The sequence below is a fragment of the Vogesella sp. genome (genome assembly GCF_046297735.1).
GTDB lineage: Bacteria > Pseudomonadota > Gammaproteobacteria > Burkholderiales > Chromobacteriaceae > Vogesella > Vogesella urethralis.
Window position 1 is genome coordinate 148,444 of the sequence record NZ_JBKBHK010000005.1, and the last position, 13,356, is coordinate 161,799.

At 63.8% G+C, this 13,356-nt stretch carries 15 protein-coding genes and 1 pseudogene; 11 read left to right on the forward strand and 5 right to left on the reverse strand.

Annotation, left to right across the window (positions count from 1 at the left end; translation table 11 throughout):
- Positions 1–156: 156 nt before the first annotated feature.
- The 10 genes and pseudogenes from ACK4FZ_RS08175 to ACK4FZ_RS08220 form a co-directional block, all read left to right on the forward strand.
- Positions 157–483: pseudogene (locus ACK4FZ_RS08175) on the forward strand (6-pyruvoyl trahydropterin synthase family protein); the annotation flags it as partial.
- Between the two features lie 42 nt (positions 484–525).
- Positions 526–852: a 6-carboxytetrahydropterin synthase gene (locus ACK4FZ_RS08180; protein WP_276607768.1), complete on the forward strand. Its 327-nt coding sequence runs from the start codon at positions 526–528 to the stop codon at positions 850–852.
- A gap of 10 nt (positions 853–862) precedes the next feature.
- Complete coding sequence (gene queE, locus ACK4FZ_RS08185; protein WP_144371226.1) at positions 863–1,504, forward strand: 7-carboxy-7-deazaguanine synthase; 642 nt, start codon at positions 863–865, stop codon at positions 1,502–1,504.
- Between the two features lie 221 nt (positions 1,505–1,725).
- Entirely contained in the window at positions 1,726–1,983 is a 258-nt protein-coding gene (locus ACK4FZ_RS08190; RefSeq protein ID WP_409819711.1) for a DUF2282 domain-containing protein, read from the forward strand.
- A 66-nt stretch (positions 1,984–2,049) separates the two neighbouring features.
- Positions 2,050–2,898: a DUF692 domain-containing protein gene (locus ACK4FZ_RS08195; RefSeq protein ID WP_409819712.1), complete on the forward strand. Its 849-nt coding sequence runs from the start codon at positions 2,050–2,052 to the stop codon at positions 2,896–2,898.
- Positions 2,895–3,644, forward strand: coding sequence for a DUF2063 domain-containing protein (locus ACK4FZ_RS08200; RefSeq protein ID WP_409819713.1), 750 nt, complete (start codon positions 2,895–2,897; stop codon positions 3,642–3,644). Before ACK4FZ_RS08195 ends, ACK4FZ_RS08200 begins: the two co-directional genes overlap by 4 nt.
- Entirely contained in the window at positions 3,641–4,093 is a 453-nt protein-coding gene (locus tag ACK4FZ_RS08205) for a DoxX family protein (RefSeq protein WP_409819715.1), read from the forward strand. Before ACK4FZ_RS08200 ends, ACK4FZ_RS08205 begins: the two co-directional genes overlap by 4 nt.
- Positions 4,094–4,210: 117 nt before the next feature.
- Positions 4,211–5,056 carry a phosphoserine phosphatase SerB gene (gene serB / locus ACK4FZ_RS08210; RefSeq protein WP_409819717.1) on the forward strand — a complete coding sequence of 282 codons (846 nt, stop codon included), beginning with the start codon at positions 4,211–4,213 and terminating at the stop codon, positions 5,054–5,056.
- 2 nt (positions 5,057–5,058) lie between these two features.
- Complete coding sequence (locus ACK4FZ_RS08215) at positions 5,059–5,562, forward strand: hypothetical protein (protein ID WP_144371232.1); 504 nt, start codon at positions 5,059–5,061, stop codon at positions 5,560–5,562.
- Positions 5,559–7,433, forward strand: coding sequence for a diguanylate cyclase domain-containing protein (locus ACK4FZ_RS08220; protein ID WP_409819719.1), 1,875 nt, complete (start codon positions 5,559–5,561; stop codon positions 7,431–7,433). Before ACK4FZ_RS08215 ends, ACK4FZ_RS08220 begins: the two co-directional genes overlap by 4 nt.
- An 85-nt stretch (positions 7,434–7,518) precedes the next feature.
- Here the strand turns inward: ACK4FZ_RS08220 and mpl are convergent, their stop codons facing one another.
- Entirely contained in the window at positions 7,519–8,898 is a 1,380-nt protein-coding gene (gene mpl, locus ACK4FZ_RS08225; RefSeq protein ID WP_409820013.1) for a UDP-N-acetylmuramate:L-alanyl-gamma-D-glutamyl-meso-diaminopimelate ligase, read from the reverse strand.
- A 111-nt stretch (positions 8,899–9,009) separates the two neighbouring features.
- Between mpl and ACK4FZ_RS08230 the strand changes: the two genes are divergently transcribed.
- The gene (locus ACK4FZ_RS08230; protein WP_409819721.1) at positions 9,010–9,681 is read left to right on the forward strand and encodes a hypothetical protein; all 672 of its coding nucleotides are present in this window, start codon (positions 9,010–9,012) and stop codon (positions 9,679–9,681) included.
- Positions 9,682–9,816: 135 nt separating this feature from the next.
- On the opposite strand, the gene ACK4FZ_RS08235 is transcribed toward ACK4FZ_RS08230, so the two are convergent.
- The 4 genes from ACK4FZ_RS08235 to ACK4FZ_RS08250 form a co-directional block, all read right to left on the reverse strand.
- Positions 9,817–11,211 (reverse strand): sodium:proton antiporter, encoded by a 1,395-nt coding sequence (locus tag ACK4FZ_RS08235; protein ID WP_409819723.1) that lies wholly within the window; start codon positions 11,209–11,211, stop codon positions 9,817–9,819.
- Positions 11,212–11,423: 212 nt separating this feature from the next.
- Positions 11,424–11,813 (reverse strand): lactoylglutathione lyase, encoded by a 390-nt coding sequence (gene gloA, locus ACK4FZ_RS08240; RefSeq protein ID WP_144371237.1) that lies wholly within the window; start codon positions 11,811–11,813, stop codon positions 11,424–11,426.
- Between the two features lie 96 nt (positions 11,814–11,909).
- Positions 11,910–12,623, reverse strand: coding sequence for a M48 family metallopeptidase (locus ACK4FZ_RS08245; RefSeq protein ID WP_409819725.1), 714 nt, complete (start codon positions 12,621–12,623; stop codon positions 11,910–11,912).
- A complete protein-coding gene (locus ACK4FZ_RS08250; protein ID WP_409819727.1) occupies positions 12,583–13,353 on the reverse strand; it encodes a lysophospholipid acyltransferase family protein in 771 nt (256 codons plus the stop codon). Before ACK4FZ_RS08250 ends, ACK4FZ_RS08245 begins: the two co-directional genes overlap by 41 nt.
- Positions 13,354–13,356 lie beyond the last annotated feature (3 nt).

The window sequence follows — 13,356 nt, forward strand, 5'->3', positions numbered from 1 at the left end:
CCGTTCCACTACGGCAATATCAGCCAGCATCTGGCCGACGCCAGCGACCTGGCGCTCGCCCGCCACCTGCTGGCCGCTTGCGGCCAAGCCGGCAGCCTGCACCTGGCCAGCGCGCCGGACCGTGGCGTGCTGCTGGGCGAAGACGGCCGCGAGTACGTGTACTTCGATACCCGTTTCGAAGCCGCACACCAGCTGCCGCACGTACCGCCCGGCCACAAATGCGGCCGCCTGCACGGCCACGGCTTTGGCGTGCGCATCGTCGCCGACGCGCGCCATGCGTCGCTGAACGACATCCTGCTGCAAGCCTGGCCGCCGCTGTTTGCGCAGCTGAACCACCGCTACCTGAACGACATCCCCGGCCTGGAAAACCCCACCAGCGAGGTAATGGCAGCCTGGCTGTACCAGCAGCTGCAGCCGCGTCTGGCCGGCCTCGCCTGGGTGGAGGTGCGCGAAACGCACACCGCCGGCAGCCAGTTTGACGGCCATACCTACCGCATCTGGAAAGAGCAGCACTTTGAAAGCGCGGTGCCGTTCGACGCCGCCGGCAACTACACCGGCCACAGCTACCTGATCCGCCTGATGCTGCAAGGCAGTGTCGACCGCGTGATGGGCTGGGTGCTGGACTTCGGCGACGTGAAAGACCGCTTCAAACCCATCTACCGCCAGCTGGACCACAACCCGCTGGACAAGCTCAGCGGCATCCGCGCCGCCGACGCCGGCAGCGTGGCCGAGTGGGTACACGGCGAACTCAAACCGCTGGTACCGGAACTGTCGCGCATCGACCTGATGGAAACCCCGCACCAAGGCGTGTCGCTGACTTTCCGTGGCGACATGCAGTGGCCGTTGCTGTAAAGGGGCAAGCATGGCGAACTACACCGTAAAAGAGATCTTCTACACGCTGCAAGGCGAAGGCCGCCAGGCCGGCCGCGCGGCGGTGTTCTGCCGCTTCAGCGGCTGTAACCTGTGGAGCGGGCGCGAAGAAGACCGCAGCAAAGCCATCTGCCAATTCTGCGATACCGACTTTGTCGGCACCGGCCCCGACGGCGGCAAGTTTGCCACCGCTGCGGAGTTAGCCGCGCGCATTGCCGCCACCTGGCCTGCAGGCGCCAACGGCGGCCAACCTTATGTGGTGTTTACCGGTGGCGAGCCGCTACTGCAGCTGGACGAGCCGCTGATCGACGCGCTGCACGCGCTGGGCTTCGAGGTCGCGGTGGAAACCAACGGCAGCCTGCCGGCGCCGCGCGGCATCGACTGGATCTGCGTCAGCCCCAAAGCCGGCGCCGACTGGGTACAGCGCAGCGGCCACGAGCTGAAGCTGGTCTACCCGCAACCCACGCTGCTGCCGGGCGAGCTGCCAGCCGACCTGCAATTCGACCACCTGTACCTGCAGCCGATGGACAGCCCGCTGCAGCGCCAGAACACGCGTGCCGCCATTGCCTGGTGCATGGCCAACCCGGCGTGGCGGCTGTCGGTACAGACGCACAAGGTGGTCAACATCCGTTAAGCCCGCGCACGGCCATGGCGGCCAACCTTGCCTGACACCAACCCTGTCTGCTACACAGACAGGGTTTTGTTTTGCCCACCCCGGCCGTCACACAAGCCACACAAAAAGCCGCTCGATAAATTTTTTGCCGCAGTGTGTAATGGATGGCGATGTGGGCCGACTAAAGCTCGTCACGCGACATCTGCCGCGTTCGATACCCACTTTTACACAGGAGAATCACCATGTCCGCTTCGTCCAAAACCCTGCTGGTTTCTGCTTTGTCCGCTGCTATTGCCATGGCTGCCGTCAGCGCGCCGGCTGTCGCTGCCAGCAAAGAAAAATGCTACGGCATCGCCATGGCCGGCAAGAACGACTGTGCCGCCAACGGCCACAGCTGCGCCGGCCAGTCCAAAGTGGACAAAGACCCGACCGAGTGGAAATTCGTAGCAGCCGGTAGCTGCACCAAGATGGGCGGCACCCTGGAACCGATGAAGAAGTAAGCACGCCCGCACAGGCTGCATGACGGGGCTGCGGCCCCGTTCCCGTTTCTGACCCGGTACCTTGTCATGACTGCCTCCCTTCCCGTGTGCGCCGGCATCGGCCTGCGCCACCCGCATTACCAGCAGGTGCTGGCGCAGCAACCCGCGCTGGGCTGGATAGAACTGCACAGCGAAAACTTCTTCGACGGCGGCCAGCCGCTGGCCATGCTGCAACAGTTGGCCGCACGCTACCCGCTGTCGCTGCACGGCGTCGGCCTGGGCCTGGGCGCGGCAGCGCGCCCCGACGCCACCCACCTGGCCGCACTGCGCCGCTTGCTGGACGCCGTACCGGCGGTGGCGGTGTCCGAGCACCTGTCGTTCAACCACGACGCCAGCCAGCGCTTTGCCAACGACCTGCTGCCCATTCCCTACACCCGCGCCATGCTGGACTTGGTAGCGGCCAACGTGGCCGAAGCGCAGGACGCGCTGCGCCGGCCGCTGCTGATCGAGAACCTGTCCAGCTACCTGGCCTACCCCGGCAACGACATGCACGAGGGCGAGTTTCTGGCCGAGCTGGTAACGCGTACCGGCTGCGGCCTGCTGCTGGACGTGAACAACCTGTACGTCAACCAGCAAAACCTGGGCACCGACGTGGATGCCTTCCTGGCCGCGCTGCCGCCGCACGCCATCGGCGAAATCCACCTGGCCGGCTACACCGAGCGCACGTTTGACGACGGCAGCACCCTGCTGGTGGATACCCACAGCCGGCCGGTGTACCCGGCGGTATGGCAGCTGTACCGGCAGGTGCTGGCGCGCTTTGGTGCGCGGCCAACCCTGATCGAGTGGGATATCGACATCCCGCCGCTGGACACGCTGTTGGCCGAAGCCGCCACCGCGCAGGCCATACTCGACCAGTACACGGAGGCCACGCCATGAACGAAACCGCCTGGCAACACGCGCTGCTGGACGCCATCACCACCCCGCAGTGGCAGCCCGACCCGCGCTTTCCCGCCGGCGCGCTAGCGGTGTACCGCAACAACTACCGCGTCGGCCTGATGGAGATGCTGGCGCTGGTGTACCCGATCTGCCGCCAGCTGCTGGGCGACGACTTCTTCGAAGCGCTCAGCCGCGAATACGTCAAGGCCACGCCGTCGGCCAGCGGCAACCTGCACCGCTACGGCGGCGGCTTTGCCGACTTTGTCGCCGCCTTCGAACACACCGCCCACATTGGCTACCTGCCGGATGTGGCTCAGCTGGAGTGGGCGTTACACCGTGGTTATTACGCGGCAGATAGCACGCCACTAGCCGTCGCTACGCTGGCCGCCATCCCGCAGCCGCAATGGGGCAGCCTGCGCTTTGCCTGCCACCCGGCCTGCGCGGTGCTGGATAGCCGCTGGCCACTGGCCGACATCCACGCCCATCACCAGCCGGCCACCGCCGGCTGTGCGGTAGACCTGGCCACGGCACAGCCGCTGCTGCTGTGGCGTAACGGCGACGGCCTGATGCAGCTGCACGTGCTGGCGCCCGGCCAGGCCGCGTTCTGCCAGGCGCTGCTGGACGGCGCCACGCTGGATGACGCCACCAGCGCGGGGTTGGCCGCCACGCCAGATTTCGACCTACAAGCCGCGCTGCTGCTGGTACTGCAGCACGGGGTACTATCTGCCATCAAGGAGCCATCATGAACGCCATTACCACCCTGCTGCGCCGTAGCCAGCCCGTCACCGCCTGGCTGGACACCTGGCTACAACCCGTCGCCCTGCTGGCGCTGCGCCTGTACCTGGCGCGGGTGTTCTTTCTGGCAGGCCTGACCAAAATTCAGGATTGGGATACCACGCTATTCCTGTTCAGCGAAGAGTACCGCGTGCCACTGCTGTCACCGACGCTGGCGGCGGTACTGGGCACTGCCGGCGAGCTGCTGCTGCCGCCGCTGTTGCTGCTGGGCCTGGCCGGGCGCTTTGCTGCGCTGGGTCTGTTCGTGCTCAACATCATGGCGGTGCTCAGCTACTGGCACGCACTGGAGGGCAGCGCGCTGGAATTCCACCTGCAGTGGGGGCTGATGTTGCTGCTATTGCTGGCCACCGGCCCCGGCAAGCTGGCGCTGGACAAGCTGCTGCACCGGCGTCTGGGCTGAACCCCGGCTGCCGCGCCCGCCGCACATGCCATTTCGATAATTCAGCAGCAACCGTGAAGCAGGGCGGTGGGCGTGGCATAATCGCCGACAGTCTTAAATTACCCAGCCACCGACATCATGAGCGTCAGCCCTACCCTGGTTCTGCAAGCCCCGCATCTCGATTTTGCCCGTGTGACCGAGCTGGCCATCCTGGCCGGTAGCGAGCCCGTGACACCTGTAGACGGCATCGCCCGCCTGGCTGCGGCCAACCCCGCACGCCGTGAGCTGGTACTGGAACGTGCCGCCCGCCTGGGCGTGGACGCCAACTACGTCGATAGCCAGCGCCGCTTTGCCGATTTCGGCCTGATCGTGTCCGATATGGACTCCACGCTGATCACCATCGAGTGCATCGACGAGATCGCCGACATGCAAGGCCTGAAGCCGCAGGTGGCCGCCATCACCGCGCGCTCGATGCGCGGCGAGCTGGATTTCTCGCAATCGCTGCGCGAACGTGTGGCGCTGCTGGCCGGGCTGCCGGAAGCCGCGCTGGCACGCGTGTACGAAGAGCGGCTGCAGCTGATGGCCGGTGCCCGCGAGCTGCTGGCCGCCTGCCGCGAACACGGCGTGAAATTCATGCTGGTCTCCGGTGGCTTTACCTACTTTACCGAACGCCTGAAAGCCGAGCTGGGCCTGGACTACACCTACGCCAACCAGCTGGAGATCGTGGACGGCAAACTCACCGGCCGCGTGCTGGGCGACATCGTGGACGCCGCAGCCAAGCGCCGTCTGCTGATCGAAAAACGCAGCGCACTGGGGCTGGCGCCGGAACAGGTGATCGCCATGGGCGACGGTGCCAACGACCTGCTGATGCTGGCCGAGGCTGGCGTCGGCGTGGCCACCCACGCCAAGCCGGTGGTGCGCGAGCAGGCCCGTTACAGCCTCAATGTCAGCGGTCTTGACGGCATCCGCAAGCTGTTCCTGTAACCATGCCGCAGACCCTGCCGTCGCTGGATACCGTCAGTTTCGACTGCCACCTGCCGCTGGACTACCAGCCGCAGCCCGGCCACGCGCCCCAGGCCTTGCTGACCACGCGGTTGGCGCTGGCCATCCTGGCCGGCCAGGCCGATCCGGCTGACGCCGCGCCGGGGCTACAGCGCCTGGAAGCCAAACTCGACCTGGCGCTGGAGCTGGCCTTGCAACAGCATTACCCGCAACACCCGCCGGCGGTCGCCTGCCGGCTCGGGCTGGAAGCGATCGCCTGGCACCATCCGCTGGCGCTGGCCGTCGGCAGCCAGGGCCAACTGTCGCTGCAGGTACAAGCGCCGTCGGCGCTCACCCTGCACTTGCCACTGACCATCCGCCACTGTCTGCCGCAGGCAGACGGCTTTGCCATTGTGGGCGACTGGGGCGCCGCCCTGGGCGAGGCACAGGCGGCGTGGGAACGCTGGGTTTTCCGCCGCCACCGTCAGAGCATAGGACGTCAGGCATGAGCTTTGCCAGCGAGCAACAAGCTGAACAAAGTGCTTTGCGCATGAGCCGCTTGTTGCCGGTTCTGACTGCGATGTTCCTGCTACTGTTGTGGAGCATGGTGGTTGAAACCCTTTACGAACGTGCAGCCTTTACACGGCAGCAGATTGCCACCGAACAACAGCGCTGGCTTAACCAGGCTGCAGGCAGTATCGATATCCGTCTGGACACCCTGCGCAGCGATATCCTGCTGCATCGTGATAAGAAAGGTGGCTTGGCCAGGGACACCACGTCCCTGTACCCGCTGCAAGGCACCCGCCTGTGGCTGATCGATGCCGACAGCCAACTGCAATTACATGGCGAAGCCGACACCTTGAGCACGACGACTGCTGACAGCGTGCGCCAGCTGCTGCAGCAACAACCCGCAGATGGCCGCTTGCTGCTACTGGATGCAGCAGGCCAGCGCTCAGGCGGGCGCCTGCTGGTGGTGATGCCATGGTGTGAGGCTGGTGCCTGTCAGCGGGCGCTGGCAGGCTATGTCACACTGCCCGATCTGCTGGACCCGGAGCTGCTGAACGACAAGCCTCACGTGCAGCTGTCTGACAGCAGCGGTAACGTGCTGGTCAGCCTGGGTCGGGCACCGGGCCGGCTCTCCAGTTATCTGGACCACGGCATGCTGCAAACCGCCAATGCCACGGCAACGCTGTCCAGCGTGCCCTTGCAGCTGTCGGTGCACCTGTCGCCGGTACGCCACAGCCAGCCTTTCATCCTGTTTGCGCTCTATCTGTGCGCTAGTGCCATCCTGATGAGTGGCTTGTTAGTGCTGATTCTGTTACGAGTTGGCCGCAGGCTTACTTTCATCCTGCAGCGTAGTGAAGAAGTGAGTCAGGCCACACACCTGCTCACGCTCACCAACAACAGCCTGCGCGAACGCCTGCGCAAGCTGATTGAAGAACAGCGTGACCAGCAAACGCTGATCGACACCGTGCAGGTAGGCGTGCTGCTGATCGACGCCGAGCAGAAGATCATCATTACCGGCAACGAAGCCGCTACCCGGCTGCTGGGCTATACCCGGCAAGCGCTGTACCGTCGCTCGCTGGAAAGCCTGTTCACTTCGAGCGAGCAATACAGCCAGTTATTGGCGCTGCTACAGGAACAGCAGCAACTGAGCGAACGTGAGGTAGAGCTGAACACCCGTAGCGACGAGCGGCTGTGGAGCGTGCTGTCGATGCGCCCGCTGCTGTTCCGCGAACGCAATGCCTACGTGTTGAGTTTTGTCGATATCACCGAGCGGCTGCTACACGCGCAGCGGCTGGAACAAGAAAAACAGGCCACCGAACGCGCGCTGTCGCAATTGCAGTCCACCCAGCACGAGCTGTACCAGCGTGCCACCTCCGACGACCTGACCGGCATTGCCAACCGCCGCCATTTTCTGTCTGGCGCTGGCAAGGCGCTGGAACTGGCGCGGCTGGAAAACCAGTGCCTGGTCGTAGTCGTACTGGACGTGGACCACTTCAAATCCATTAACGACCGCTATGGCCACGCTGCCGGCGACAGCGTACTGCAACGGCTGACCCAGCATATTGCCGCCGCGCTGCCGCACGCCGCACTGTTCGGCCGCATGGGCGGCGAAGAATTCGCCATCGTGCTGCCCGACTACAACCTGAACGAAGCACACGCGCTGCTGGACAGCATACGCGTGAGCCTGGCCGCGCTACCGCTGCAGCAAGATGGTGACATCGTGCACATCACCTTTTCTGCCGGGCTGGCCGAACGCAAGCGCCACGGCGAGCAGCTGTTTGAACTGTTGAAGATCGCCGACCACGCCATGTACCAGGCCAAAAGCGAAGGCCGCAACCGCATTCACAGCGCCGCGCCTGCGCAAAACGGTTAACGCCGCCGCGCAGGCCAGCCGGCTGGCACACCATAAAAAAACCGCCCCGGCAAGCCGGAGCGGTGCTGGCAGCCAGCAGCAGCAATCAGCCCAGTGCCGCCAGCAGTTTGGCGTGAATGCCACCAAAGCCGCCGTTACTCATCACCAGTACCTGATCGCCGTCGCGGGCTTCGGCCACGATGGCTGCCACCAGCGCGTCGATATCGTCAAAGCAGTGTGCCTTGTCGCCCAGCGGCGCCAGCGCCTCGTCCACGCGCCAGCCCAGGTTGGCCGCGCCGTAGCAGAACACCACGTCGGCGTCCTGCAGCGAACCGGGCAGCGCCGCCTTCATGGTGCCCAGCTTCATGGTGTTGGAGCGCGGCTCCAGCACCGCCAGGATGCGCGTACTGCGGCCAACCTTGTGGCGCAGGCCGGCCACCGTGGTGGTAATGGCGGTGGGGTGATGGGCAAAGTCGTCGTACACGGTGACGCCGCGCACGGTGCCTTTCACTTCCATGCGGCGTTTCACGCTCTTGAAGCGCGACAGCGCGTCGATGGCCACCGCCGGCGTCACCCCCACGTGGCGTGCCGCGGCAATGGCGGCCACCGCATTGAGGCGGTTGTGCTCGCCCGGCACGTCCCACACCACCCGGCCTTGCAGCTGGCCATCCAGAAGGACATCAAAACTGCCGTCGGCGTCCGCCGCGCCAGCTTGCCAGCCACTATCGGTACCGAAGGTTTCCACCGGCGTCCAGCAACCACGGTCCAGTACACGCTGCAGGCTGGCTTCGCGGCCATTGGCCACCACCAGGCCTTCACCGGGCACGGTACGCACCAGATGGTGGAACTGGGTTTCGATGGCGGCCAGGTCGGCAAAAATGTCGGCGTGGTCGTATTCCAGGTTGTTCAGCACCGCGGTGCGCGGGCGGTAGTGGACGAATTTGCTGCGCTTGTCGAAGAAAGCCGTGTCGTACTCGTCGGCCTCGATCACGAAGAACGGGCTCTGGCTGGCCGCATCCTGCGCCGGCGTGCCCGGCAGGCGCGCCGAAATGCCGAAGTTTTCCGGAATGCCGCCAATCAGGAAGCCCGGTGCCAGGCCGGCGTCCTGCAGGATCCACGCCAGCATCGAAGTGGTGGTGGTCTTGCCATGGGTACCGGCTACCGCCAGCACCCATTTGTCGTGCAACACGTTCTCGGCCAGCCACTGCGGGCCGGAAATGTATGGCAGGCCACGGTTGAGGATGGCTTCCATCAGCGGCTTGCCGCGCGTGACCACATTGCCCACCACGAATACGTCGGCGCCGATATCGGCCTGCTCGGCTCCGAAGCCCTGCATCAGTGCTATGCCCATGGCTTCGAGCTGGGTGCTCATCGGCGGGTAGACGTTGGCGTCGCAACCGGTCACCTTGTGGCCGGCGGCTTTGGCGATGGCGGCGATGCCACCCATAAAGGTGCCGCAAATACCGAGAATGTGGATATGCATGATGTGCTGCAGACAGAAATCGGGAAGTGGCAAGGATACCGCAAAGCTCTCGTTAAAACAGGATGAGGAACATCGCTATACTGGGGCCGCCATAAATGACAAAAGGCTAAACCGATGTCTGCGCGCAGAAACTGCCTTGCCCTGCTGTGTCTGCCGGCATTGGGCCACGCCACCACACTGGCCTTCATCGGGCCGGAACTGGCAGGTGTCTATCAGATACGCAATGGCCAGGCCCATGGCGAGCTGGTTACCCTGCTGAACCAGCTTGGCAAACAAGCCGGCATCGAGTGGGAATACCGCCATGCCTCGCCAGCCAGGGTAGAGCTGACCCTGCAAAGCCAGCCCAAAGTGTGCAGCTTGCTGTTGCAAGGCAAGCGCCAGGGCGGCAATTACCAGGTAATGGGCGGACTGGGCAGGCATGCCATCGTCGCCTACAGCGCGCTGCACGATACGCTTACCCTGAGCGATCTGGACAACCTTCCCGTCTCGCAACGCCTGGGTTTTGGCACAGGGCTCAAAGGCCTGCTGCTCAGGCAGAAGCGCCTGAACATTACCGAACACCCATCACTGGCCACCGCAGTCCAGCTGGTAAGTCTTGGCCGGGCACGCGTACTGCTCACGACACAGATCGGCATGTACAGCCTGCAGCCCACCCCGCTGCTGCGCCGTGTCGGTACCGTAGTAGAAGCCGACAATGTACTGGCGTGCTCGCCACAGCTACCGCCAGGTGTGGCACAAGGCTTGCGCAAAGCGCTGCGCAACTGGCTGATACCGTTTGCGCTATAAGCCATCAATAAAAGACAGGCCAGCAAAAGTAGCGCAGCCCTGCTATTGAAATGAAAACCCCCGCTTGGCTGGCAAGCGGGGGTGTCGTTCATCCACCGGGGCTGTCACCATGGACACGCCCGGCATCATGCCGGCTTAAAAGAACAACCAGGTGCACAATACGAAGATCGGCATCAGGAATACCATCGACCAGGCCATGAAGCCGAAGAAACTCGGCATCTTGATGCCGCGCTGTTCAGCAATCGCCTTCACCATGAAGTTAGGCGCATTACCGATATAGGTATTGGCACCCATAAACACGGCACCCATCGAAATGGCCAGCAAGGTCTGTGACAGCGGGCCCATCAAGGTAGCGGGGTCGCCGGAAGCCAGGTTAAAGAACACCAGATAGGTCGGCGCGTTATCCAGGAAGCTGGACAGAATGCCGGTCATCCAGAAGTACATCACGTTCAAAGGCGCACCATCGGGGCCGGACACCAGGCTCACCAGCGGTGCCAGCGCGCCGGCTTTGCCAGCTTGCAGCACGGCGATCACCGGGCCGATGGTGATGAAAATGCCGGCAAACAGCTTGGCCACTTCCAGAATGGGGTCCCAGTTGAACTCGTTGCCGGCACGCACTTGCTTCGGGGTGATCTTCAGCGAAATAGCAGCAATCAGCAGCAGCAGGCCGTCGCGTACCAGGTTTTGCAGCGCTACCGGGGTACCCATTACATCGAAAGTAATACCCGGCTTCCAGAAGCCCGACAGCAGCACCGCACCAATCACCGCCAGCAGCAGCGGGATATTGCGCAGGCCGTACAGCTTGATTGGGGTGTCCGCTGTTTTGTCGCGCGGCAGTACACCTTCCTTGCGGAAGTAGTAGCTGTCTACCAGGTAGAACACGGTCAGCAAGATCAGCACGGCCAGCAACACCGGCAATGCCATCGCAGACACGGTCCAGAAGAAGTCTACCCCCTTCAGGAAGCCCAGGAATAGTGGCGGGTCACCCAACGGCGTCAGGCCGCCACCGATATTGGCCACCAGGAAGATGAAGAACACCACCACGTGCACATTGTGCTTGCGGTTGTCATTAGCCTTGATCAGCGGGCGGATCAGCAGCATGGCAGCGCCTGTGGTACCCATGAACGATGCCAGTATGGTACCTAGCGCCAGAATGCCGGTATTCAGTGCCGGCGAACCATGCAGATTGCCCCATACCAGAATGCCGCCAGACACCGTGTACAACGCAAACAGCAACACCACGAACGGAATGAACTCCGCCAGCATAGCGTGCACTACCAGCCCGGCACTGGTGCCAAGCCCGAAAGTAGCGGTAAACGGCAACAAAAACAGCAAGGTCCAGCCAGCGGTAATCTTGCCGAAATGGTGGTGCCAGAAACCAGGCGCAAAAATGGGAAACAAGGCAATCGACAGCAGAATGCCAACAAAGGGCAAGCCCCAGCTCAGGGACAGCGTGGCGCCGTCCAGGCTGGCTGCATGGGCCAGCCCGGGTAGCAGTGAGAGCAAGAGTGCAGTGCTAAAACGATTCATCGGGGCTCCTTGTGCAGGCAGCAAGGTTGCTGCTCTTTTTGTAACAGAATGTTTTGTGACCGCAGTTTAAACGATTAATTCCGGAATCGGTTTGCCACAAAAGCAAAAAGTCGGCCCACTTGCGGCTGACGCCAGACATAAGAAAGCCCTTCAGCATAGCAGAAGGGCTGTAAATGACATCGGCAAGCTCGCCACCAGCGGCAGGCCGGCGCTTAGCGGGTGCCTTTCTGGATGAACTCGATCTTGTAACCGTCCGGGTCTTCCACGAAGGCAATCACGGTAGTGCCGTGCTTCATCGGGCCGGCTTCGCGCACCACCTTGCCACCCTTGGCGCGCACGGCGTCACAGGCGGCGTAGGCGTCGGCCACTTCCACCGCCAGGTGGCCGAAAGCGTTGCCCAGGTCGTAGCTGTCGGTGTCCCAGTTATGGGTCAGCTCGATCACGCTGTTGCTGTCTTCGTCGCCGTAACCGACAAAGGCCAGCGTGAAGCGGCCTTCCGGGTAGTCGTGACGGCGCAGCAGGGTCATGCCCAGTACTTCGGTGTAAAAGGCAATGGAACGGTCGAGCTGGCCGACACGGATCATGGTATGCAGCAGGCGCATGGTGTTCTCCGGCAATAAGGTTGGCCGCAGCGCGGCAAGAGCAGGCAGATGGGGACGGGTGGGCAAAGTTAAAGGCAGGCGGCCAGAACAGGCTGTTCAACCGTAGCGGAACAGGCTGTTGCCGTGGGTTTTCAGCCATTGCCGCGCTGGCTGCCAGCCCGGGTACAGGCGTTCCACTTCGGCCCAGAACGCCGGGGAATGGTTCATGTGGCGCAGGTGCGCCAGCTCGTGGGCGATGACGTAATCCAGTACCGCCGGCGGCGCCTGCACCAGGCGCCAGTTCAGCCGGATGATGCCCTGGCTGGTACAGCTACCCCAGCGCGTACGCGCCGACGACAGCGCCCAGCCGGACAGCGGCCGTGCCGCGCGTTGTTCCCAGGCTTCCAGCCGCGCACAAAAGCGCTGGCGCGCCTCTTTTTGCAACCAGGCCACCACGGCGGCGGCCAACCTGGCCGGTTGCTGCAGGCCGGGGCCGGCCAGCTGCAGTACCTCGCCGTCGATACGGGCGCGGTGCCGGCTGGCGTCTTCCACCGCCAGGCGTAGCGTCTGCCCGGCCAGCATCACCTGGCCACGGCTTTGTTCGCGCTGCGCGTCTTCCTGCCGCTGCCGCGCCAGGTGACTGGCGATCCAGTCGCGCTTTTGCGCCAGGATATCCTGCAGTGCGGCCAACGATACCGCCGGCGGCGCGATCATCTCCACCACGCCGTCGCGGATGCGCAGCGCCACGCTCTGGCGGGGGCGGCGCGTCAGCTGCACCGCCACCACGCCGTCAGGCAGCGCGAGGCTGAGCGGCGCGGGCTTTGCGCTCATCGGGATGGGCAAACGGGCCAACGCCGCCGATCTCGCGCTGGCGCGCTTCGATCCAGGCTTCGGCGGCCTTCATCATCGCCTCGGGGCCGGCGTAATCAGCCGGGAACAGCGCCGGGCCGATCACCACAGTAATCTCGCCGGGGTGCTTGAGGAAGGCGTTACGCGGCCAGAACTCGCCGGCATTGTGCGCCACCGGCACCATCGGCATGTCGAACTGCACCGCCATGCGCGCGGCGCCCAGCTTGTATTTGCCGGCCAGGCCCGGGCGGATGCGGGTGCCTTCCGGAAACACGCTGATCCAGAAACCGTGCTGTTTGCGGTTAAGCCCCTGCTCCAGCAAGCGGCGGTTGGCGTTGGCACGGTCGGCACGGTTGATGGTGATGGGGTTGGTCAGCGCCAGGCCCCAGCCGAAGAACGGAATCAGCAGCAGCTCGCGCTTGGCCACGAACACCTGCGACGGAAAGATTTCCTGCAGCGACAGCGTTTCCCAGCCGGACTGATGCTTGGCACAAATGATGGCCGGCTGGTTCAGGATATGTTCTTCGCCGATCACGCGGTAGCGCAGGCCCACCACGTGCCACAGCAGCCAGGTCAGCAGCCGTGCCCAGCTTTCGCCCACCAGATGACGGCGGCGCCGCGGCAGGGGGGCACAGAGAAACAGCACAATGAAAAAGAGCGGGGTGAGGATCAGTACCAGCAGCCAGTATGTCAGGTTGCGAATCAACAGCATGGT